The 21,504-nt window shown below is 68.7% G+C and carries 20 protein-coding genes and 1 tRNA gene; 10 read left to right on the forward strand and 11 right to left on the reverse strand.

Translation table 11 applies throughout. The features are described 5' to 3' along the window. Nucleotides 1-27 precede the first annotated feature (27 nt). The 5 genes from ACFRKB_RS35765 to ACFRKB_RS35785 form a co-directional block, all read right to left on the reverse strand. Nucleotides 28-636: a hypothetical protein gene (locus ACFRKB_RS35765; RefSeq protein ID WP_383110789.1), complete on the reverse strand. Its 609-nt coding sequence runs from the start codon at nt 634-636 to the stop codon at nt 28-30. A 295-nt stretch (nt 637-931) separates the two neighbouring features. Beyond that, on the reverse strand, nt 932-2,650 hold the full coding sequence (locus ACFRKB_RS35770) for a relaxase/mobilization nuclease domain-containing protein (protein WP_383110790.1): 1,719 nt from the start codon (nt 2,648-2,650) through the stop codon (nt 932-934). Then, entirely contained in the window at nt 2,647-3,165 is a 519-nt protein-coding gene (locus tag ACFRKB_RS35775) for a MobC family plasmid mobilization relaxosome protein (protein ID WP_383110791.1), read from the reverse strand. The genes ACFRKB_RS35770 and ACFRKB_RS35775 overlap by 4 nt, the downstream gene beginning before the upstream one ends. 260 nt (nt 3,166-3,425) lie before the next feature. Next, nucleotides 3,426-4,226 carry a DUF2637 domain-containing protein gene (locus ACFRKB_RS35780; RefSeq protein WP_383110792.1) on the reverse strand — a complete coding sequence of 267 codons (801 nt, stop codon included), beginning with the start codon at nt 4,224-4,226 and terminating at the stop codon, nt 3,426-3,428. Between the two features lie 209 nt (nt 4,227-4,435). Further along, a complete protein-coding gene (locus tag ACFRKB_RS35785; protein ID WP_383110793.1) occupies nt 4,436-5,680 on the reverse strand; it encodes a DUF3631 domain-containing protein in 1,245 nt (414 codons plus the stop codon). A gap of 283 nt (nt 5,681-5,963) precedes the next feature. On the opposite strand from ACFRKB_RS35785, the gene ACFRKB_RS35790 reads away from it, so the two are divergent. The 3 genes from ACFRKB_RS35790 to ACFRKB_RS35800 all read left to right on the forward strand — a co-directional run bounded on the left by ACFRKB_RS35790 (nt 5,964) and on the right by ACFRKB_RS35800 (nt 8,053). Then, the gene (locus ACFRKB_RS35790; RefSeq protein WP_383110794.1) at nt 5,964-6,485 is read left to right on the forward strand and encodes a helix-turn-helix domain-containing protein; all 522 of its coding nucleotides are present in this window, start codon (nt 5,964-5,966) and stop codon (nt 6,483-6,485) included. Nucleotides 6,486-6,668: 183 nt separating this feature from the next. After that, on the forward strand, nt 6,669-6,890 hold the full coding sequence (locus ACFRKB_RS35795; protein ID WP_383110808.1) for an excisionase family DNA-binding protein: 222 nt from the start codon (nt 6,669-6,671) through the stop codon (nt 6,888-6,890). Then, complete coding sequence (locus ACFRKB_RS35800) at nt 6,887-8,053, forward strand: tyrosine-type recombinase/integrase (protein WP_383110809.1); 1,167 nt, start codon at nt 6,887-6,889, stop codon at nt 8,051-8,053. Before ACFRKB_RS35795 ends, ACFRKB_RS35800 begins: the two co-directional genes overlap by 4 nt. 335 nt (nt 8,054-8,388) lie before the next feature. Here ACFRKB_RS35800 and ACFRKB_RS35805 read toward each other — a convergent pair. Next, nucleotides 8,389-8,462, reverse strand: a tRNA-Gly gene (locus tag ACFRKB_RS35805). Nucleotides 8,463-8,716: 254 nt separating this feature from the next. On the opposite strand from ACFRKB_RS35805, the gene ACFRKB_RS35810 reads away from it, so the two are divergent. The 3 genes from ACFRKB_RS35810 to ACFRKB_RS35820 all read left to right on the forward strand — a co-directional run bounded on the left by ACFRKB_RS35810 (nt 8,717) and on the right by ACFRKB_RS35820 (nt 10,100). Next, nucleotides 8,717-8,950, forward strand: a complete 234-nt coding sequence (locus ACFRKB_RS35810) for a hypothetical protein (RefSeq protein WP_383110795.1) — start codon at nt 8,717-8,719, stop codon at nt 8,948-8,950. A 69-nt stretch (nt 8,951-9,019) separates the two neighbouring features. Beyond that, entirely contained in the window at nt 9,020-9,595 is a 576-nt protein-coding gene (gene dcd / locus ACFRKB_RS35815) for a dCTP deaminase (protein ID WP_365974771.1), read from the forward strand. 7 nt (nt 9,596-9,602) lie between these two features. Then, nucleotides 9,603-10,100, forward strand: a complete 498-nt coding sequence (locus tag ACFRKB_RS35820; protein ID WP_365974772.1) for a phosphoribosyltransferase — start codon at nt 9,603-9,605, stop codon at nt 10,098-10,100. A 133-nt stretch (nt 10,101-10,233) separates the two neighbouring features. Here the strand turns inward: ACFRKB_RS35820 and ACFRKB_RS35825 are convergent, their stop codons facing one another. The 4 genes from ACFRKB_RS35825 to ACFRKB_RS35840 all read right to left on the reverse strand — a co-directional run bounded on the left by ACFRKB_RS35825 (nt 10,234) and on the right by ACFRKB_RS35840 (nt 15,773). Further along, a complete protein-coding gene (locus ACFRKB_RS35825; RefSeq protein ID WP_383110796.1) occupies nt 10,234-11,193 on the reverse strand; it encodes a Yip1 family protein in 960 nt (319 codons plus the stop codon). A 147-nt stretch (nt 11,194-11,340) separates the two neighbouring features. Continuing rightward, nucleotides 11,341-12,492, reverse strand: coding sequence for an FG-GAP repeat domain-containing protein (locus ACFRKB_RS35830; RefSeq protein WP_383110797.1), 1,152 nt, complete (start codon nt 12,490-12,492; stop codon nt 11,341-11,343). Nucleotides 12,493-12,718: 226 nt separating this feature from the next. Beyond that, the gene (locus ACFRKB_RS35835; RefSeq protein WP_383110798.1) at nt 12,719-15,028 is read right to left on the reverse strand and encodes a (Fe-S)-binding protein; all 2,310 of its coding nucleotides are present in this window, start codon (nt 15,026-15,028) and stop codon (nt 12,719-12,721) included. A 232-nt stretch (nt 15,029-15,260) separates the two neighbouring features. Next, nucleotides 15,261-15,773, reverse strand: a complete 513-nt coding sequence (locus tag ACFRKB_RS35840; RefSeq protein WP_383110799.1) for a sugar transferase — start codon at nt 15,771-15,773, stop codon at nt 15,261-15,263. Between the two features lie 305 nt (nt 15,774-16,078). Here ACFRKB_RS35840 and dnaK point away from each other — a divergent pair, with 305 nt between their 5' ends. The 4 genes from dnaK to ACFRKB_RS35860 are packed head-to-tail and all read left to right on the forward strand — an operon-like array spanning nt 16,079 to nt 20,299. Then, entirely contained in the window at nt 16,079-17,941 is a 1,863-nt protein-coding gene (gene dnaK / locus ACFRKB_RS35845; protein ID WP_030353172.1) for a molecular chaperone DnaK, read from the forward strand. Beyond that, entirely contained in the window at nt 17,938-18,600 is a 663-nt protein-coding gene (grpE, locus tag ACFRKB_RS35850; protein WP_383110800.1) for a nucleotide exchange factor GrpE, read from the forward strand. Before dnaK ends, grpE begins: the two co-directional genes overlap by 4 nt. 42 nt (nt 18,601-18,642) lie before the next feature. Next, nucleotides 18,643-19,830 carry a molecular chaperone DnaJ gene (gene dnaJ, locus ACFRKB_RS35855; protein ID WP_365974779.1) on the forward strand — a complete coding sequence of 396 codons (1,188 nt, stop codon included), beginning with the start codon at nt 18,643-18,645 and terminating at the stop codon, nt 19,828-19,830. 4 nt (nt 19,831-19,834) lie between these two features. Continuing rightward, a complete protein-coding gene (locus ACFRKB_RS35860) occupies nt 19,835-20,299 on the forward strand; it encodes a heat shock protein transcriptional repressor HspR (RefSeq protein ID WP_030353175.1) in 465 nt (154 codons plus the stop codon). 128 nt (nt 20,300-20,427) lie between these two features. Here the strand turns inward: ACFRKB_RS35860 and ACFRKB_RS35865 are convergent, their stop codons facing one another. After that, nucleotides 20,428-21,405, reverse strand: a complete 978-nt coding sequence (locus ACFRKB_RS35865) for a hypothetical protein (RefSeq protein ID WP_383110801.1) — start codon at nt 21,403-21,405, stop codon at nt 20,428-20,430. Nucleotides 21,406-21,504: the final 99 nt, after the last annotated feature.

Raw genomic sequence — 21,504 nt, forward strand, 5'->3', positions numbered from 1 at the left:
CAGGTTTCGCCGCCCCACCAACGGGCCTCAGCGGAAGTCGACAGGGATGTCGATCTCTTCGGGCCCATCATCGTTCACAAGTTCGATTCCGTCCATCACCAGGGCGGGAAGTGGAATCCGTCTACCCCATTCGACCACGAAGCCGTCCTCGAATCTCTTTGGCCGCGACAGTTCGCAATCGATCCGCACAGTGTCGCCGATCTTGGTCCGGTAGGACAGCAGGAACCACGTCTTGAGGGCGTAAGCCTCTTCCTCGCTCAACGCAACCCCGTCAGGACCGGCACCGGCTACGAACAGAGCCGTCTGTACGTGCGAGATGACCTCACCGGCATTGGCGCGAGTCACCATGTCGGTGGCGGGGCCGCGCCGGCGTGCGTTCTTCGGAAACAGGCGTGCCTGCCCCGTGGCGGCATCGCCGATCATCACGCCCATCGCGACCGACCGGTCCTCGTTGCAGACAAGCTCGAGGCGACCGTGAATGAGCCGGGCCCACCGCTCCTTCTCGATGTGCAACTCGCGGATGGTCCGCACATGCGCTTCGTAGGCCCGTCGGCCCGCCGTTCCCGTCGGGTCATTGGGGACGGCGGTGCGCCTCGCCGCCTCGCCCGCGCGCAGTACCTCGTGCAGGAACTCCAACCTGGTCCCCAGTCCGCCCAACTGGGCCCGTACGTCATCGGGTTCAGGGGACGGCTTCGCGAGGGACAGGACCAAGGGAACCTCCGGGAATCGATAGCAGGCTTATAAAGATTCTACCGCAAACGAGGAGCGAGTTTTATAAGGCTCGTCGGGGTTCGTGTTTCGAGATGGCCGCTACAGCTCATGTCGGCGAGTCCACCTGGGACGCAGAAGTAGCCTACCTACAGCCTCGTTCGCGCAGGAGAGGGCAGATGTAACTGCCCTTTCGACCGCTTGGCTTCCTGAGCGCTGAGTTTCAGCGGCGCTGGTTGGCTGCCTTCGTCGGATCAGCGCGGGGCGGGGCGGGCAGTTCGGAGTGGACAGGTTCTGTTGTCCGAGTGGCTCCTGTGGTTGTGCGTGCTTGGGCGGCGCGTGCTCGGGCGCTCGGGACGGGGCGCTGGGTGAGGCGGTGGATTCGCCAGGCGAGGACCTGTGCAGGAGAACGTGCGTCGTCCAGGGCTCGTTCGTCGACTGCCTGCTGGAGCAGGCGTTCCGGGGTGTGCCCTGCGGCTTCGGCGTTGGTGAGGGCGGCAGCGAGGGACGCCCAATGGGGGCCGGTGAGGATTTCTTCGGCGTGCTCGGGTGCGTACGCGCGTATGTGTTGGGCGTGGCGTGTGATCGTGTGGGCCGGGGGCCTGTGTTGGGCGAGTAGGGCCAAGGGTGCTGCTGCGGCGTGCTGGTAGGCGGCCTGGAGGTGGTTGAGGGTCTGGCGGGCGGCGATGACTTGTTGGTCGTGGTGGCGCAGGTCGTGCCAGCGGATGGCGGCCATGACGACGAGGACGGCTGCGTCGAGGAACATCGCGAGTCCGGTGCCGTCTCCGGTGGTGGGCTGGCGGAGCATGGCGCGGACGGCGCCGCGTAGGGCGCTGGCGTGGTGGTGGTCGGCGTGGATGCGGGAGCGGGTGGCGCGTTTGAAGGCGTCTGCGGCTTGTCGGAGTTGGGGGCGGATGGCTGCGGGTGCGATGAGGGGGAGGGCGTCGAGGGCTTCGCCGAAGGCGGCGAGGTGGGCCTGGGCGGCTGGGTCGTCGGCCTGGTCGAGGTGGTGGGGGATGCGTTCGGCGGCTGCGCTGGCCTGGTGCCAGGGGTTGGGCCTGTGCCGGTCTCCGGTCTGCGGGGTGGCTTGCGGGGCGGTGGCGGTCAGGCGTTCGCGGACCTGGGGGAACGACAGGTCGGGGGCGAGGGTGGAGCCTGAGAACCAGATGGGCTGGCCTGCGGCGTTGGTGTCGCCTTCGAGGGCGATTTTGTAGCCGCGTATCCCGCCGGAGGGGAAGTACTGGACCTCGGTCAGCACCCCTTCGGTGTGGGAGAGGAGATGAAGGAACTCTTCCGGTGTGATGGCGATGGCGACCATGGTGCGGGCGGTGGAGCGCAGGTGCTCGCGGGCGGTGCGCTGTCGGCCGGTGCGGGTGGCTTTCTCTGTCTCGGCCCGGGTGGGGCGTTTGGCGGCGGTGCGGTCGCCTCGTACGACGTGGCGGAGGCCGTATTCCTTCTCAATGGCGGCGAGTTCGCGGTCGGCGGTGAGGTAGTCGTTCCAATGGCGTGCGGTGCGCAGGTCCGCGCGGACTTTGGTGGCGGCGATGTGGATGTGGTCGGGGGCGTGGCGTACGGCGACCCAGCGGCAGCCGTCGGGGTCGTCGTCAGGGGCGATGCCGGTGGCTGCGACGACGCGGCGGGCGATGTCGGCCCAGTCGTCGTCGCTGAGGATGCGGTCGGTTTCGGCGGCGCGGATCGAGCAGTGCCACACATGCTGCTCGGGCGCGCGGCCGAGGCGCCTGGCCTGGTTGACGTGTAGGTCGAGGTCCGCGACGAGGAGTTTCCTGAGGGCGTCGGAATCTTCGGCGCGTCCGGGGTCGGGGGCGAAGCCGTCCCAGGAGGCGACCAGGTGGGGGTCGGCGTGGTCCTTGGCCTTCTTGGTGTCGAAGAGGTAGCGGATCAGGCCGGTGGTGCTTTTGCCGCTGCTGATCTTCGCGATCATCGGCCCGCCGTCGTTGTGGCGGCCTGGTTGGCGGCGTGGGCGATGTGGCGGATGGTGGTGCCGATCGCGGTCAGGGTGCGTTCGGTCTGGGCGAGGAGGGCGGTGTCCCCAGGGTGTGGATGGCCGCCGGAGTTGAGAACGCGGGCGATCTGGTTGACGTTGCGGCCGATGGTGGCGACCTGGTGGCGCAGGGCGTTGAGTTCGTCGATGTAGTCGTCGAGTGGGGTGCGCTGGCCGGGCAGGGTGAGGTCGCCGTGGACGTGGGCCATAACGACGCCGCCGACGTAGTGGGCGCCGGCGATGTTCAGCGACCGCGCCTTGGCGAGGATGCCGGTCTTTTCGTCGATGCTGTAGCGCACGTCGACGCGCTCTTTTCGCTGCTCATTCTTGCGCGTGCGGCGGCGGGCGACACGGTGGAGTGCGGCTTCGTCGGCGGCGCGTGGCGGTGGCACTACGGCGACGTCAGCAGGCTTGTTCTGCTCGGGCGCCCCCTGGTGCCCGAGTTCCTCCGCCACCCCCGGGGCGGAGGCTTCCCCGTTGGTCCGGCCTGTGGACGGTCCAACGGGATACCTTGCTCCGTCTGTGGCTGGGGTGGTGTTCATCTGCTCTGGGTTGGTGGGAAGTCCTTGGTGCTGGCCGCGCATCTGTTTGCTCTCCAGGGTGGGTTCACGGTGTTGGTACGGATCGGTTGCGGGGGCCGAGGCCCGTCCCTGGCCTGGTTGATCGGCAGGGACGGGCGACGGGGGCTGCGGATGGCTTGGGTGCGCGTGGGATTTCAGACGTGGGCGTGGTCGAGTTCTTCCTGGAGCACGCGGGTGGCTTCGACCAGGCGGTCCTTGCCGATGGAGTGGCCCTGGGCGCGGATCGCTTTCTCGACGGCGCTGCGTGAGATGTTGCCGTCGGGGCCTCGGGGAGCGTCGCGGCCGATGGTGATGAGTTCGGCCATGGTGGCGCTCGGTTGGCGGCCTTTTGGCTTTGCGCCTTCCGCCGGGCGTTCCGCCACGTCAGGCGCGTGAGTCGCCACATGGCTGTTCGGCCGTGCGGCTTCGGGCTGGCTCGGAGAAGCCGCTGCGGCATCGGGGCCCGGGTGGCTTTGTGGTGTGGCGGATTGCGCTAGCCGAGGTGGCTGGGGCCGTGTGGGGTGGCGGCGTATGACGAGGTAGAGGTGGACGGATCCGGCGAGGGCGAGCGGTGCGATGGCGGAAAGGGCGCCGACGGTGAGGTCGTCGAGATGGAGTCCGGTGTCGTGGGTCTGCTGGTTGAGGCGGATGGCGTGCAGGGCGTTGGCCCAGATGCTGGTGGCGGTGGCGATGCCGACGAGCGCCCACACGTACAGGCGGGAGGGCAGCGGGGCGGTGCGCAGGATGAGCAGGGCGCCGACGCCGATGGCGATGAAGCCGTCGATGACGAGGGGGAAGGTGTAGGTCAGGAGCCCGCGGATGTGGATGGCGACGGCCATCTGGCGCAGGGCGTCGTAGGAGAGAGCGAAGCCGATGGTGCCGAGGAGTGTGATGCCGGCGCGGATCGCGGCGCTTCCGGGGGTGGGCACCGGGGCAGTGGTTATGGCGGGGGGCATGCGCAAGTACTCCGGGAAAGGTGTGTGGCGGCCACTGGCCTGGGCGGGGGCGGCGGTTGGCTGCCGACGGGTGGCGACTCGTACCACTCGTCGCGTGCCTGTTCAGGGCAGGTACGGGTGAAGTGGTGATGTCGGGTTGACTCGTTGCGGGTGCCGCACTCGTCCCCGCCCTGACCTGCACGGGGACGAGTGCGACGAGTGCCTACGGGTTACGGGCCGACCGCGGCGGCGGGCGCCGGTTCCTGTGCGGGGCAGTAGCGGGCCCAGGCGTCGAGGAACTGGTTGCGGGCGAAGCCCTTGGCCTGGGTGCCGCCGGGGAAACGGTGGTTGGCCGAGCTGATGCCGTAGTCCTTCAGCAGCAGTTGCAGGCCGCGCGGCGTGAGGCCCTGCGCGCTGTACTCGGCCCAGGGCGCTTCGGGGTCGGCGTTGAGCTGCTGGATGAGGCGGCCTGTGCGCAGGGTTGCCGGATCGCCTTCGGCGGTGAAGACCCGGCGGATGTCGACGAGGATGCGGGTGCGGAGTCCGGCGTCCTCGTCCTGTCCGGCCTCGTGGGCGGTCATGGCCGAGCAGGTTGTACGGGCGAGGGCCGGCCACTGGCCGCCTGCCAGGTCGGCGACGATGACCAGTGGTTCCCAGGTGTCCGCGGCGCGGTCCTCGACCGGCATGACGGGCTCCATGCTCATTGCTGTGGCGTGCAGCGGGTGCAGCCAAGCGGTGAGGCGGTCGCGCAGCGCGTGGAGCGCGGGGGTGTCCCGGCCGGTGCGGAAAGCGGCGACGCCCTCGTGCGATGCCCTGCGGCGCATGCGGATGACCACGGACCGGTCCATGATCGTGTCGGGCAGGTCGCCGATGCCGGCGAGGGCGGCCATCGCGAAGGTGGGGAAGGCGACCGGTGTGTGTTCTGGGCCGGTGACCCGGAGGGTGGGGCGGTTGCGCTGGTGTCCGGCGTTGAGCAGTCCGCGCAGGTCTTCGTTGCGTTCGGCTGCTTTGAGGGTGCCGAACAGGGTGTCGGCCTCGTCGACGAGCAGGGTGGGCGGGTTCTTTGCCGTGATCGACCGGAAGATCGCCGCTGGGCTGGCGTTGACGGTGATCAGCGGGGCGTGCACGGTCTCGGTCACCACGTCCAGGAGCCGTGATTTGCCGCAGCGTTTCGCCGGACCGACCACGGCCAGGCGCGGCGCGTGCTGCCACGCGGTCTGGAGATGGGTGGCCGCCACCCAGAGCGTGACCGCCGTGAGCGCCTCCTCGCTCGGCATCACGACGAACCGCTTGATCTCCTCCCGGAGGTCCGCCAGCACGTGCTCGCCTTCGGAGACCGAGACGGGATCGGGCTCGTCGGCGGGTGGCTCCGGGGACGCTGGCGTGGGGGGCGCGGGCTGGCCGGGTGTGGCGACGGTGGGCCATGCGGCGGGCGCGGCGGGGAAGGATGGCGTGTTCGGTTTCGGGTCGGGCATACTGGGATCTGCTCCTCTGCTTGCGGGCCATATGGGACGGCAATCCCGGCCTCGCGGGTTGATCGCTAGGGATGGCGGTTGAGAGGTTTGCGCTTGGCCCCCCGGCATCGCCGGGGGGCTTTTCGCGTCCTGAGGGCGGGGCTTCGTGGTGCTCTCTGGTGGGACTACCAGTGTGCCACATGATTGCGGATTGCAGAACTGTTTTGCGCACCGCAGAACGCGTGCTACTGTTTTCCTGTCCCTGCGAACAGCAGAGACCCGCTACAAACGGAAGGGGGTGGTCATGGTGGAAGAGGACTCCCAGCAGGGCGTGCTGATCAGCGGCGAGGAGAACGTCGCGGTGCGGATCAAGCTGGAACGCGAAGCGCGTGGCTGGAGCACCAACTCGCTGTCCGACCGCCTGAACGAGGCCGGCTTCGACATGAACCCGTCCGCGGTATGGCGCATCGAGAACCGCAAGCGCCGCATCAACGTCGACGAGGCCATCGGATTCGCCGAGGTCTTCGGCATCGACCTGCGCAACCTGGTCGGCCCGCCGAACCTCGCTGCCAAGGCCCGCGCCATGGAGCTCATCGACGCCGTCACCGACGCCTTCCGCCAGACGCAGCGCGCCAACGCGGCCTTCACGAAGGCCCGGGTCGCCCTCGACGCCTACCTCGCCGAACACCCCGACATCCGCGAAGAGGCCGACGTGATGGTCTCCAACGCCATCGCCCAAGCCGCCGACAGCCACCTGCTGGAAGCGTACGGACCAGGGCCGGGTGACCATCCGGCTGGCGAGAGCGGCCCCAGCGGCGACGCGTAGCCCAACCTCCGCCCCTGGCCCGCAAACCCCAGGGGCGGACGCCCGTACACACGACCGCCATCCCACACGATCAACCCCGCAGGCCGGCATTGCCGTGCCACACGCCTGCGAAGGAAGGACCCCGCCTTGCCCCGGCCGGCGATACCCCATGCCTCCACGCAGCCCCCGCGCACAGCGAAGGAGGTGACACACACCGCCGACCGCCTCCTCACCGTGGACGAGACAGCCGAACGCCTCGGCACCGGCGTCCGCTTCGTACGGCGACTGGTCTCCGAACGCCGCATCGCCTTCGTCAAGGTCGGACGCCATGTCCGCGTATCCGACAGCGTTCTCACCGCCTACATCGAGGCCCACACCGTCCAGCCCGTACGGCGGGTCCGGTCCGACTACGGCAGGGCTGCCTGATGGCGCGCAAGCCGCAGCGGCGGCGCGAGTTCGGCAGCGTGCGCAAGACCGAGTCGGGGCGCTTCCAGGCCCGGTACTGGGCTCCGGACGGTAAACGGCGCTATGCGCCACACACCTTCGAGACCAAGACGGAGGCGACGACCTGGCTCACGCTGACCCAGGCGGACATAGAGCGCAAGCAGTGGGCTGACCCCGACGCTGGCGCGGTCAACTTCGAGGACTTCGCCAATAAGTGGGTTCGGGACCGTGGCCTCGCGGCGACCACCGAAGACCTGTACACCCGCCTGCTCAGGCTCCACATCCTGCCCGCCTTCGGGGCATGGGACCTGGACGAGATCGAACCGGCGGACGTGCGCGTCTGGCGAGCCGAGCGGCTCAAGGCCACCAACGGTGCGAAGACAACGGTGGCCAAGTCCTATCGCCTGTTGAAGGCCGTGCTCCAGACTGCGGTCGACGACGATCTCCTCAAGAGCAACCCATGCCGCATCAAGGGCGCTGGCAAAGAGGAGGCGGACGAACGCGACGTCGCCGAGGTCGAACAGGTCTACACGCTGGCCGAAGCCATCGGACCGCGCTGGCGGATCATGATCTTTCTGGGTGCCTTCGCCTCCCTCCGTCCCGAAGAGCTCGCGGAGCTGCGGCGCCGTGACATCGACCTCGACGAGGGCGTCGTGTGGATCCGGCGTGCCGCGCCGGAGCTGACCAATGGTCAGAAGGTCATCGGCGATCCGAAGTCGCGGGCGGGTAAGCGCGCGGTCTACCTGCCTGACTTCGTGGTGCCTGAGCTGCGTCGCCACCTTCAGTGGTTCGCCGAGAAGGAGCCGGACGGGCTCCTCATCGTGGGTGAGCGAGGAGCCGCCCTGCGGCGGTCCTCCTTCGGGCGGAAGTGGCGCAAGGCGCGGACTGCGGCGGGTCTGCCGGACAACTTCCGCTTCTACGACCTGCGCCACACCGGCAACACCCTGGCCGCCGACTCGGGCGCCAAGCTCAAGGACCTCATGGTCCGCGCGGGCCAGTCCAGCCCGAAGGCACAACTGATCTACCAGCACTCCAAGAAGAAGCACCAGCGCAAGCTCGCGAAGAGCATCGACGCCGAAGTGCGCCAACAACGCGCGCAGTCGGCCGAGGAGTCCCAGACGGAGACGCGGAAGCGCTCCGGCTGAGAGCTGAGGCAACGATCCCTCACCGCAGGGGCAGCGTGGCGGAGGCAGGACTGCTCGGCAATGCCGGTTCTGTCTTCGCCGCCCCGCGCTCTCTACGGAGTTCGTGGAAAGCCGTATTGCATCCGCAATGTCGCGACGGCTCACATCCACGTGACCCAGTTCACATGAAATGCGTCTCGCCATTTGAGAAGCCTGGTGCGGAAAGGCTCTCAGGTGACACGGAAAGCCGCTCAAACGTGGCTCCTGCCAGCAGATAGGGCTGGCGGAGGGCTGGCTTGCCCGGAAATGTTCTAGACAACAAATAACCCCCGGGTCATTGACCTGGGGGTTTGTCGTGGAGCGGGTGACGAGAATCGAACTCGCGCTCTGAGCTTGGGAAGCTCATGTTCTACCATTAAACTACACCCGCGAGGCGGGCCGGTGATCGGCTTCGCATCGTCGGACACTCTACCTCATCGCGGGCCCCGGGCGTATTGCGCTGTGGGGCCCGTGGTGTTCCCGGGCGGCGTGGGGGCGGTTGTGGTGGGTGGATGCGGGGGGCGGATGTGGTGGGTGGTGGGCGGGAGTTGGGGCGTAGGGTCGGGGGCGGAGTGCCGTTGACGGGTGGGTTCTGTTCATCCCCTAGTGTGGGCTTTCGTCCGCGTTTGTTGGGGAAGGGACCTGATGGACTTGATGGAGCGCACCGTCGTCCGCTGTGCCGAAGGGCATGTGTTCAGTACCGCCACGTTTCCGATGCAGCAGCTTGATTCCGGGCGGATCGGCCCCGGGCGGCTCATCCGGTGTCCGCGGTGTGCGCGGTTGCGGCATGCCGTGCCCGTGGAAGCAGCCGGGGCTGTGGCCGAGGCAGTGACGGTGGACGCAGTGGTGGTCGAGGCCGTGGCGGTGGAGCGGCACTGACCGTCGTGGTTCAGGCGCGCGGGGCCGCCCGATTGGGGTGGGCTCGCGCGCTCTGCGTATCCTCGGGGCGTGCTTCTCTCAGACAAGGACATCCGGGCCGAGCTCGAATCCGGACGCGTACGCCTCGAACCGCATGATCCCTCGATGGTGCAGCCCTCCAGCATCGATGTGCGGCTCGACCGGTATTTCCGGGTGTTCGAGAATCACCGCTATCCGCATATCGACCCCGCCGTCGAGCAGGTCGATCTGACGCGCACCGTCGAGCCGGACGGGGACGAGCCGTTCATCCTGCACCCCGGGGAGTTCGTGCTCGCGTCGACGTACGAGGTCATCTCGCTGCCCGACGACATCGCCTCCCGCCTGGAGGGGAAGTCCAGCCTCGGGCGCCTCGGGCTGGTGACGCACTCGACCGCGGGCTTCATCGATCCCGGGTTCTCCGGGCACGTCACGCTCGAACTGTCGAATATGGCGACGCTGCCGATCAAGCTCTGGCCCGGGATGAAGATCGGGCAGCTGTGTCTGTTCCGGCTCAGTTCGCCGGCGGAGTTCCCGTACGGCTCCGAGAGGTACGGCTCGCGTTATCAGGGGCAGCGGGGGCCGACCGCGTCCCGCTCGTATCTCAACTTCCATCGGACACAGGTGTGATGCAGGCATGACGGAGACCCGAGAGAACCTCACGTACGAGAAGTTCGGCCGCGCCGTCCGCGAGCTGGCGCAGACGATCGCCGACGACGGGTACGAGCCCGATGTCGTGCTGAGCATCGCGCGCGGCGGTGTCTTCGTCGCCGGTGGGCTCGCCTATGCCCTGGACTGCAAGAACATCCATCTGGTCAATGTCGAGTTCTATACCGGGGTCGGGACCACGCTCGCGATGCCCGTCATGCTCGCGCCCGTCCCCAACGTCATCGACTTCTCCAACAAGAAGGTCCTCATCGCGGACGACGTCGCCGACACCGGCAAGACGCTGAAGCTGGTGCACGACTTCTGCATAGATCACGTCGCCGAGGTGCGCAGCGCCGTCATCTACGAGAAGCGCCAGTCGCTCGTGAAGTGCGAGTACGTCTGGAAGCGCACCGACGACTGGATCAACTTCCCCTGGAGCGTGGAGCAGCCCGTCGTCCGCCGCAGCGGACAGGTCCTCGACGCCTGAGGCGGCGGGCAGGCGGGCAGGCGGGCAGGCGGGCAGGCGGGGATGTGTACGCCGAAGGGGCCCGGCAATTCTTCCGCCGAGCCCCTTCCGCATGCGCACGTGCCACGTTCCGCATGACACGTGCCGCGTTCCGCTACAGCGTGCCCAGCTTCAGCAGTGACAGCAGCGCGATCAGCTGGATCGCCGACGCGCCAAGCGCCTTCGGCCACGGCAGGTCGTGCGACTTGCTCACCATCACCGTGAACAGCGCGCCCGCGCCGATCCAGGTGAGCCAGCCGAGCAGCTGCACCAGCGAGTTCTCCCCGCCCAGGAAGAGCGCGAAGACCAGGCGCGGGGCGTCCGTGATCGACATGATCAGCATGGAGAGGCCCACGGTCGGCTGCCAGGCGCCGTCGCCCCCGAGCTGGCGGGCGAGGGTGTGGGTCACCGCGCCCAGGATCAGCCCGCCGAGGACGAAGACGACTCCGGTGGTCAGTACGTACGGAATGGCCGTGGAGAGGGTCGCGTTGATCGCGTCCTCGCGGGCCGTGTCGAAGCCGAAGAGCGCCAGCAGGCCGTAGACGAACGTCACGATCAGGGCGGGCGCCCAGACCGGGTAGTCGCGCATCCGCAGGAACGTCTCGGAGGGGCGCAGTACGACGCCGCTCAGCAGTTCCTTCCAGTGCAGCCGGGGTCCCGCGGGGGCCGCGGCCGCGCCGGCGCGGTAGGCGGTGCCGTCGCCGTACGGGTCCTCGTTGACGCTGAACGCCTGCGTATGGCCCGGGTTGTTGGCGTACGGATCGCCGGGCTGGCCGCCCCGGGGAGAGTGCCCGTGCTGACCATGCGGGCCCTGCTGGCCGTACGGGTCGCCGAAGTACTCCGGTTCGCCATGACCACCGCCGTGCCCGCCACCGCCGTGCCCGCCGCCGTACCCGTTCGGTGCGCCGCCCGCGGGGGGCCACTGCTGCTGCCCGTACGGGGGCGCGGCTTGGTGCCCGCCCCCGTACCCCGGGGGCGGCGGCGCCTGCCGTCCATACGGCTGTTGCTGCCGCTGCTGCGGTTGTTGTCGCGAGGTGCGGTTGTCCCGGCCGCGTCCGATCCTGAATCCAGCCACGCGATCGAACGTACCCGGTCCGGGCGGGCGGGGCGGCTGAGGTAGGGAAACGGGAGGCCCTTTGCGGCCGAGCTGTGACATCCCCTAGGGGAACCCCATGGGGACCGCCCCCGGGCGCCGCCCCGAGCCCCGCCCGCCCCGTCCTGACTATCCGAGGAAGATCGACGTACTGAACGTGATCACCGGCCGGTCCGCTCCCGACGCGTACAGCGCGATCAGATCCGTACGCTCGCCGCGGTGGGTGCGGGTCACCAGATCCTGGCGCCCGTCCCCGGTGAAGTCGGCCGCGCCGAGGAGCTCCGTCACGGCCCTGCCGGACCCCGACGGGAGTCTGGGCGCGGTCGGGAACCGTACGGCCTTGAAGCGGTACGCGCCTCCCGCGCGCCCCGGACCCTCCGGGCCGCCGAGCAGCAGCTCGCCCTTGGCCGCGCGGCCAAGGGCGTGGGCCCGGGTCGAGTGGACGAGGTCGTCGTAGCCGTCACCGTTGACATCGGCCTTCGGCGTGGGTGCCTCCAGGACCGGGCCGCCGCCCGGGATCGGCGCGGAGGCGGCGCGCGGGGTGCCGGTGCGGCTGAAGGGGCCCCGCAGGTAGCTCACCTGGCCCGCGCTCGCGGTCACCGCGAGGTCCATCGCGCCGTCGCCGTCGAAGTCGCCGCAGACGGGGTGGTCGGGCCACTCGTTTCCGGCGCGGGCCTTGGCGGGGATCCGGAGGACCACCGCCCTGCCACCGTTCCCGTCACCACCCTTGCCGCTCGCGCCGAGGCCGTCGGGACCGCCGAAGAGGATCTGGAGCGGTACGGGCGGCGCACCGATCCCGTCGTACGGCGGGTCCGTGGCGACGATCAGATCCCCGAACCCGTCGCCGTCCAGATCGCACGCCGCCTCGGCGTCGAACGCCGCGGGGAGCGCGCCGTCTACGGGGGCGCCGTGCTTCCGCGGGCTGAGGATCTGGCGTACGGCCGGATCGAGACCGCGGGCCGTGGCGGTGCCGTACACGATCCCGATGCCGGCGTCATCGTCGTACGTGTCGCCCGGGGCCTTGACCAGGTCGTTCAGTACGAGGTCACGGTGGCCGTCGCCGTTGAAGTCGTCGGGGATGCGGCTGCCTTTGCCGCGGGGTACGGGACGACGTGGGGCGCCGGAGAGGCCGGAGAGCGGGGCGGTGTCGCCGTTCTTGCCGGCAGTCGTGCCCTTGCCCCGGTCCTGGCCATCGCCGGGGCCCGAGGGGGAGGTGCAGCCCGTCAGCAGCAACGCCGCGCAGACCACGGCACATACAGCCGTGCCGACACCGCGTTTCATCGCCGTAGCCGTAGCCGTAGCCGTAGCCGTAGCCGTAGCCGCAGTCGCAACCGCTGTCACGCGTATGTGCATGCCCCCCACCCGCCCCACCCGCCACGTCCACCTGATCCGCCCGGTCCGCCCGGTCCCTCACGCCGGCCCGGCCGTCACATGGTGCCGTACTCCTCGTCCCGCCTCGCCCCGCCCCCCACGCCGACCTATGTCACCCACTCCACCCGCCCACCCGCTACTTCACGGGCTGAGGCTCCGGATCCGGGTCCGGGTCCGGCGCGCTCTCCGGCTCCTCCGAGCCCTCCGGCCCCGCCGGCGTCCGTACCGAGTCGAGCAGCAGCTGCGCCACGTCCACGACCTGGAGGGACTCCTTCGCCCGGCCGTCGTTCTTCTTGCCGTTGACCGAGTCGGTGAGCATCACCAGACAGAACGGGCAGGCCGTCGACACGATGTCCGGGTTCAGCGAAAGGGCCTCGTCCACCCGCTCGTCGTTGACCCGCTTGCCGATCCGCTCCTCCATCCACATCCGCGCGCCGCCCGCGCCACAGCAGAAGCCGCGCTCCTTGTGGCGGTGCATCTCCTCGTTCCGCAGACCGGGCACCTTCGCGATGATCTCGCGCGGCGGTGTGTAGATCTTGTTGTGCCGGCCCAGATAGCAGGGGTCGTGGTACGTGATCAGACCCTCGACCGGTGTGACCGGCACCAACTTGCCCTCGTCCACGAGGTGCTGGAGCAGCTGCGTGTGGTGGATGACCTCGTACTCGCCACCGAGCTGCGGGTACTCGTTCGCGATCGTGTTGAAGCAGTGCGGGCAGGTCGCGACGATCTTCTTCGACGACTTCGGCTTCTTCTCTGCCTCGTTGTCGTCGTCCTCGCCGAACGCCATGTTCAGCATTGCGACGTTTTCCTGGCCGAGCTGCTGGAACAGCGGCTCATTGCCCAGGCGGCGGGCCGAGTCGCCCGTGCACTTCTCGTCGCCGCCCATGATCGCGAACTTGACGCCCGCGATGTGCAGCAGCTCCGCGAAGGCCTTGGTGGTCTTCTTGGCCCGGTCCTCCAACGCGCCCGCGCAGCCGACCCAGTACAGGTAGTCGACCTCTGTCAGGTCCTCGACGTCCTTGCCGACGACCGGCACCTCGAAGTCGACTTCCTTCGTCCACTCCAGGCGCTGCTTCTTCGCCAGACCCCAGGGGTTGCCCTTCTTCTCCAGGTTCTTGAGCATCGTCCCGGCCTCGCTCGGGAAGGCGCTCTCGATCATCACCTGGTAGCGGCGCATGTCGACGATGTGGTCGACATGCTCGATGTCGACCGGGCACTGCTCCACGCACGCACCGCAGGTGGTGCAGGACCACAGCACGTCCGGGTCGATGACGCCGCCCGTGGCGAAGCCGCTGCCGGAGTCCGCCTCCAGCGTCCCGATCAGCGGGCGTTCGGCCTCCGCGAGGGCCGCGGCGGGCACCCCGGCCAGCTGCTCCTCGGTGCCCTTCTCCTCGCCCTCCATGGTCTTTCCGCCGCCGGCCAGCAGATACGGCGCCTTGGCGTGCGCGTGGTCGCGCAGCGACATGATCAGGAGCTTCGGAGAGAGCGGCTTGCCCGTGTTCCAGGCCGGGCACTGCGACTGGCAGCGGCCGCACTCCGTACACGTGGAGAAGTCGAGGATGCCCTTCCAGGAGAAGTGCTCGATCTGGGAGACACCGAAGACGTCGTCCTCTCCCGGGTCCTCGAAGTCGATCTCCTTGCCGCCGCTCGTCATCGGCTGAAGGGCGCCGAGGGCCGTCCCGCCGTCCGCCTCGCGCTTGAACCAGATGTTGGGGAAGGCGAGGAAGCGGTGCCAGGCGACGCCCATGTCGGTCTTGAGCGCGACCGTGATCATCCAGATGAAGGACGTCGCGAGCTTGATCAGCGCGACCAGGTAGACCAGGTTCTGCAGGGTGCTGAGGCTCAGCCCGTCGAACGCCGCGACCAGCGGGTACGAGACCAGATACGCCGCCTGGTACGAGTCGACGTGGTGCAGCGCGCCCTCCAGGCCGCGCAGGACCAGGATCGCCAGGCCGATGACGAGGATGACGGCCTCGACGAAGTACGCCTGGCCGAAGTTCGACCCCGTGAAGCGGGACTTGCGGCCGGCGCGGCTGGGGAGCGAGAGCTGCCGGATGACGATCAGGGTCAGGATGCCGAGCGTCGTCAGCAGGCCGATGAGCTCGACGAAGACCTCGTACGGCGTCCAGTCGCCGATGACCGGCAGCAGCCAGTCGGCCCGGAAGAGCTGCCCGAAGGCGTTCACCAGGGTCAGTACGAGCGAGAAGAAGCCGATCGCGACGAACCAGTGCGCGACGCCGACCACGCCCCAGCGGTTCATCCGGGTGTGGCCGAGGAACTCCTTGGCCACCGTCAGGGTGCGCTGGGCGGGCTCATCGGTCCGGGTGCCCGCGGGGACGGGCTGGCCGAGCCGTACGAAACGGCAGATCTGCGCGATGGCTCGGCCGAACAGCGCCACACCGACGACGGCGAGTACCAGCGACACGATGATCGCGGCGAGTTGCATTGGGGGCTCCTCGGGCCTGCGAGGGTGGGAAATCGGCCCACTCTTCCACGGGCTTCTGCTTTACGGGACGGGCTACTGGCTTCCTGCTGCGTACCGACTACTGCGACCGACTGCCGCGTACCGGAGCAACGGCTACTACTAAGCGGTAACTTAATCGGCTTGTGCTGAGGTTACCCACTTATCCCGCCGCAATGTAGCCGCGGAGCCGGTGATCTGTGTCGCTCGGGGAGCCTCAGGGGAACGTGGCGGCCCTCAGCGCGCGTCCGGGCGTGCGCGCGAGGATCGCCAGGTCCAGGCCGATCCAGTGGTGCTCCACGTAATGCTGGTCAAGGAGCGGCGTCTCGTCCCACGGCAGCCCCGAGTGGCGCCGTACCTGTGCGAGGCCGGTCAGGCCGGGCCGTACGAGCTGCCGCCAGGGAGCCGCCCCCGCGGGGGAGCCGGGCCGCAGGGGCGCCGGCCCGACCAGGGACAGCTCGCCCCGTACGACATGGGGCAGCCGGGAGAGCAGGTCGAGCCGGAACCGGCGGGTGCGCAGGGAACTCAGCAGGAAGGGGCGACCGTTGAGCCCTGTGCGGTAGTCGCGTACGAAAACGCCCCCGGCCGGCCGGGACAGCGCGAGGGCGAGGGCGGCTGCCGCGAGCAGGGGCGCGGTCAGTACGAGGAGGGCCGAGCCGAGGGTCAGATCCAGAAGGCGCTTGGGCTCCGGGGGGCGGGGCGGGCGCCAGGTCGTGGGGCGTCGCTTCAAGGTCACACCTGACCGTTCTTTTCGCTATGCGTGCTCTGTTACGTTCGGCGGTGGTTTCGGTGACTGATGTTTGGCTGATGTGATTTGGGTGCTTTTGTCACGGAACGATCGCACGGGGAGGGCGCGACAGCCGGTCAGGCGGGCCCCATAGGCGCGTCCGGAAGTGCCCGTCGCCCGCCCCGAAGGCCCCGGAGTCCGGCGTCGGCGCACGATAGTTGAGTCGGACCGACTCAGGTCCTTTGACTCCCTGAGATCCGTGATGCATCCTTGAGTCAGTTCCACTCAAGTCAGCTGGAGGAATCGAAATGGCACGTGCGGTCGGCATCGACCTGGGCACGACTAACTCCGTCGTCAGCGTTCTCGAAGGCGGCGAGCCCACCGTCATCACCAACGCCGAAGGCGCCAGGACCACGCCGTCCGTCGTCGCCTTCGCCAAGAACGGCGAGGTGCTCGTCGGCGAGGTCGCCAAGCGCCAGGCAGTCACGAACGTCGACAGGACCATCCGGTCGGTCAAGCGCCACATGGGCACCGACTGGAAGATCAACCTGGACGGCAAGGACTTCAACCCGCAGCAGATGTCGGCCTTCGTGCTGCAGAAGCTGAAGCGGGACGCGGAGTCGTACCTGGGCGAGAAGGTCACCGACGCGGTGATCACCGTCCCCGCGTACTTCAACGACTCCGAGCGTCAGGCCACCAAGGAGGCCGGCGAGATCGCGGGCCTCAATGTGCTGCGTATCGTCAACGAGCCGACGGCGGCCGCCCTGGCCTACGGGCTCGACAAGGACGACCAGACGATCCTGGTCTTCGACCTCGGTGGCGGCACCTTCGACGTCTCGCTGCTGGAGATCGGTGACGGCGTCGTCGAGGTGAAGGCCACCAACGGTGACAACCACCTCGGTGGTGACGACTGGGACCAGCGTCTCGTCGACTTCCTGGTGAAGCAGTTCGCCAACGGCCACGGCGTGGACCTCTCCAAGGACAAGATGGCTCTGCAGCGTCTCCGCGAGGCCGCGGAGAAGGCGAAGATCGAGCTGTCGTCCTCGTCCGAGACCACGATCAACCTGCCGTACATCACGGCGTCCGCCGAGGGCCCGCTGCACCTCGACGAGAAGATCACGCGCTCCCAGTTCCAGCAGCTGACCGCGGACCTGCTGGACCGCTGCAAGACCCCGTTCCACAACGTCATCAAGGACGCCGGCATCCAGCTGTCCGAGATCGACCACGTGGTGCTCGTGGGTGGTTCGACGCGTATGCCCGCCGTCGCGGAGCTCGTCAAGGAGCTGACCGGTGGCCGCGAGGCCAACAAGGGTGTCAACCCCGACGAGGTCGTCGCCATCGGCGCCGTGCTCCAGGCCGGTGTCCTGAAGGGCGAGGTCAAGGACGTCCTGCTCCTCGACGTCACCCCGCTGTCCCTCGGTATCGAGACCAAGGGCGGCATCATGACCAAGCTGATCGAGCGCAACACGACGATCCCGACGAAGCGTTCGGAGATCTTCACGACGGCCGAGGACAACCAGCCGTCGGTGCAGATCCAGGTCTACCAGGGCGAGCGCGAGATCGCGGCGTACAACAAGAAGCTCGGAATGTTCGAGCTGACCGGTCTGCCGCCCGCGCCGCGCGGTGTGCCGCAGATCGAGGTCGCCTTCGACATCGACGCCAACGGCATCATGCACGTGGCCGCGAAGGACCTCGGCACCGGCAAGGAGCAGAAGATGACCGTCACCGGTGGCTCCTCGCTGCCGAAGGACGAGGTCAACCGGATGCGCGAAGAGGCCGAGCAGTACGCGGACGAGGACCACCGCCGCCGCGAGGCCGCGGAGACCCGCAACCAGGCCGAGCAGCTCGTCTACCAGACGGAGAAGTTCCTCAAGGACAACGAGGACAAGGTTCCCGGCGACATCAAGACCGAGGTCGAGACGTCCATCGCCGAGCTGAAGGAGAAGCTCAAGGGCGAGGACACCGCCGAGATCCGTACCGCCACGGAGAAGGTCGCGGCCGTCTCCCAGAAGCTCGGCCAGGCGATGTACGCGGACGCCCAGGCGTCCTCCGGCGCCGCCGCCGGCGGTGCCGAGGCCGGCGCGGGTGCCGGGCAGGCCAAGGCCGAGGACGATGTCGTCGACGCCGAGATCGTGGACGACGAGAAGCCCAAGAAGGACGGTGCGGCGTGACGGAGGAGACCCCGGGCTTTGACGAGAAGCCCGACGTTCCCTCCGGCGCGACCCCCGAAGATGCCGCGTCGAAGGGCGCCGAGTCCGACTCCGTAGCGGAGTCGGGCCCGGCGGCCCCGGGCGGGGACGTACAGGAAGTCGCTCTGACGGCGCAGCTGGACCAGGTCCGTACGGCGCTCAACGAGCGCACGGCAGACCTCCAGCGGCTCCAGGCCGAGTACCAGAACTACCGCCGCCGGGTGGAGCGCGACCGGGTCACGGTCAAGGAGATCGCCGTGGCGAGTCTGCTGACCGAACTGCTGCCTGTCCTGGACGACATCGGCCGGGCGCGCGACCACGACGAACTGGTCGGCGGGTTCAAGTCGGTGGCCGAGTCGCTGGAAGCGGTCACGGTGAAGCTGGGCCTCCAGCAGTTCGGTACGGAGGGCGAGCCCTTCGATCCGACGATCCATGAGGCCCTGATGCACTCGTATGCGCCGGATGTCACGGAAACGACGTGCGTCGCGATCCTTCAGCCTGGGTACCGGTTCGGCGAGCGGACGATCAGGCCCGCCCGGGTCGCGGTGGCCGAGCCCCAGCCGGGGGCCCAGCCCAAGGCCGCGGACGAGCCGGCCGAGTCCGCCAAGGACAAGGAGAGCGGTGGCCCGGAAGAGGGCTGACGCGACGGCAGGCAGTGAAGGCGGAGAGGAGGGACGTCGGGAATGAGCACGAAGGACTTCGTGGAGAAGGACTACTACAAGGTTCTCGGCGTCCCCAAGGACGCCACCGAGGCCGAGATCAAGAAGGCGTACCGGAAGCTCGCCCGCGAGTTCCACCCGGACGCCAACAAGGGCGACCTCAAGGCCGAGGAGCGCTTCAAGGAGATCTCCGAGGCGAATGACGTCCTCGGCGACCCCAAGCGGCGCAAGGAGTACGACGAGGCCCGCGCCCTCTTCGGCAACGGCGGGTTCCGGCCCGGTCCCGGTGCCGGGGGCAACGGCTCGTTCAACTTCGACCTGGGGGACCTCTTCGGCGGCGGCCCCGGGGGCTCCCAGGGCGGACCCGGCGCCGGCGGCTTCGGCGGCGGGCTCGGGGACGTCTTCGGCGGGCTCTTCAACCGAGGCGGCGCCGGGACCCGTACACAGCCGCGCCGCGGCCAGGACATCGAGTCCGAGGTGACGCTCAGCTTCACCGAGGCGGTCGACGGGGCCACGGTCCCGCTGCGGATGTCCAGCCAGGCGCCCTGCAAGGCGTGTTCGGGCACCGGCGACAAGAACGGCACACCGCGGGTCTGCCCGACCTGTGTGGGCACCGGACAGGTGTCACGGGGCTCCGGCGGCGGCTTCTCGCTGACCGATCCGTGCGTGGACTGCAAGGGCCGTGGGCTGATCGCCCAGGACCCGTGCGAGGTCTGCAAGGGCAGCGGGCGCGCCAGGTCCTCCCGGACCATGCAGGTCCGTATCCCGGCGGGCGTCAGCGACGGGCAGCGGATCAGGCTGCGCGGCAAGGGCGCTCCCGGCGAGCGCGGCGGCCCCGGCGGCGATCTGTATGTCGTCGTCCATGTCGACGCCCATCCGGTCTTCGGGCGCAAGGGCGACAACCTCACGGTCACCGTGCCCGTCACGTTCACGGAGGCGGCGCTCGGCGGCGAGGTGAAGGTGCCGACCCTGGGCGGTCCGGCGGTCACGCTCAAGCTTCCGGCGGGGACACCCAACGGCCGTACGATGCGCGCCCGCGGCAAGGGCGCGGTACGCAAGGACGGCACCCGTGGCGACCTGCTGGTCACCGTCGAGGTCGTCGTCCCCAAGGACCTCGACGCGCCCGCGCGGGACGCGCTGGAGGCCTACCGGAAGGCGACCGCGGCCGAGGATCCGCGGGCGGAGCTGTTCCAGGCGGCGAAGGGAGCATGACCTCATGGACGGGCGGCGGCGGCAGTCTTCATCGTTCACCAGGGCGTATCAGCTGACCGAGGAAACGCCGGTGTACGTCATCTCGGTGGCGGCACAGCTCTCCGGGCTGCACCCGCAGACGCTCAGGCAGTACGACCGCCTCGGTCTGGTCTCCCCGGACCGTACGGCGGGCAGGGGACGCCGCTATTCGGCCCGTGACATCGAGCTGCTCCGCCAGGTGCAGCAGCTGTCGCAGGACGAGGGCATCAATCTGGCCGGCATCAAGCGGATCATCGAGCTGGAGAACCAGGTCGCCGCGCTCCAGGCACGGGTCGCCGAGCTGTCGGCGGCGGTGGACGGCGCGGCGACGGCGATGCGCCAGCGCGAGGCGCAGGTGCACGCCTCGTACCGCCGGGACCTGGTGCCGTACCAGGACGTGCAGCAGGCGAGCGCGCTGGTGGTGTGGCGGCCCAAGCGGCCGACGGACTGAGACGTGCGTGAGTGGGCGGGCGCCCGGCCGGGGATTCCCGGCCGGGCGTTTCGCGTTGTCGTGGTGCCGTGGTGCCGTGGTGTCGCGTTGCCGAGGTGCTGCGGTGCCGAGCGGTCGGAGCGGGCCGGTCAGCCGAGCTTGCGCTCGTCCGCGGCGGCCTCGGAGCTCCACCACACACCGAGCGCGAACTGGGTGTCCACGCCCACGGCTTCGTAGAGCTTGTTCAGATCGCTGTTGACGGTGCGCAGACTGACGCCCAGCTCCGTGGCGATCTGCTTGAGTGTGCGGCCTTCTCGCAGCTTGTTGAGGATGCGTCGGGACCGGCCCGTCGTGACTGTCTCCGCATTTCGTAGAAAACGGCCGCCCGCCCAGGGCTCGGCACGCTCCCACTGCTGGTCGTAGATATGGCGGAAGAAGGCCAACAAGCCGGGGTGTGTCGCCTTGAAGGCAGCGTTCGCGCTGGTCCCGCCCCGGTGGTCGGAAATTATGGCGACTTTGTTGTCCACCAGAATCATGCGCTCGAAATCGGTGGCGAGGGTACGTACCGCTGCGCCGTGCTTGCTTACCTCCGCGGCCCATTCTTGTTCCGCGGATCGAGTGCGAGCGGTGTCCGGATAGATCGTGCGCAGCGCGATACCACGCTGGAGGAGCTTGATTTCGGAGGTGACCACCGCTCGTAGCGTCTCAGGCCTTCTGTTCTGCGGATGCGCCGTACAGATCTGGAGCCTCGCCGAATCGACCGCTTGCATGATGGCGGCGGTGACCAGTTCGTTCCCGTCGAGGAACTCGATACCGTCACCTCTCGATGACTCCGCGTTTCTCAACTCACTGTGCAGCTCGGAGAGTTGGTCCATGCGGTGGAGGTGATGGGCGATGGCGGCACGCTCCTCCGCCAGGGCGGTTTGCTCGGCGTGCCACATGTCCGCCGAGCCCCATCGGTCGTACTGCGGGTTGTGCACCGCGAGGCCGAGGGCGGCCAACTCCGCGCGGCCGGGCTCGGAACCATCGACTTGATCGCCCTGGACGAGCCGGTGCAGCAGGGCACGCGCCTCTTCTGACATGTCGAACGCCGGCGTCTTATGTGAGGCTATGTTCTTTTCCCCCACTTGTTCCTCCCTGCGCGATTCCGCAGTGCATATCAGTGCAGTCGCATTCCGCTTGACCGGTGTGCTCCGAAACGGCAATCTCAAGCAAACGGTTCAATT

It is taken from the genome of Streptomyces scopuliridis (assembly GCF_042790125.1).
GTDB classification, from domain to species: domain Bacteria; phylum Actinomycetota; class Actinomycetes; order Streptomycetales; family Streptomycetaceae; genus Streptomyces; species Streptomyces scopuliridis_A.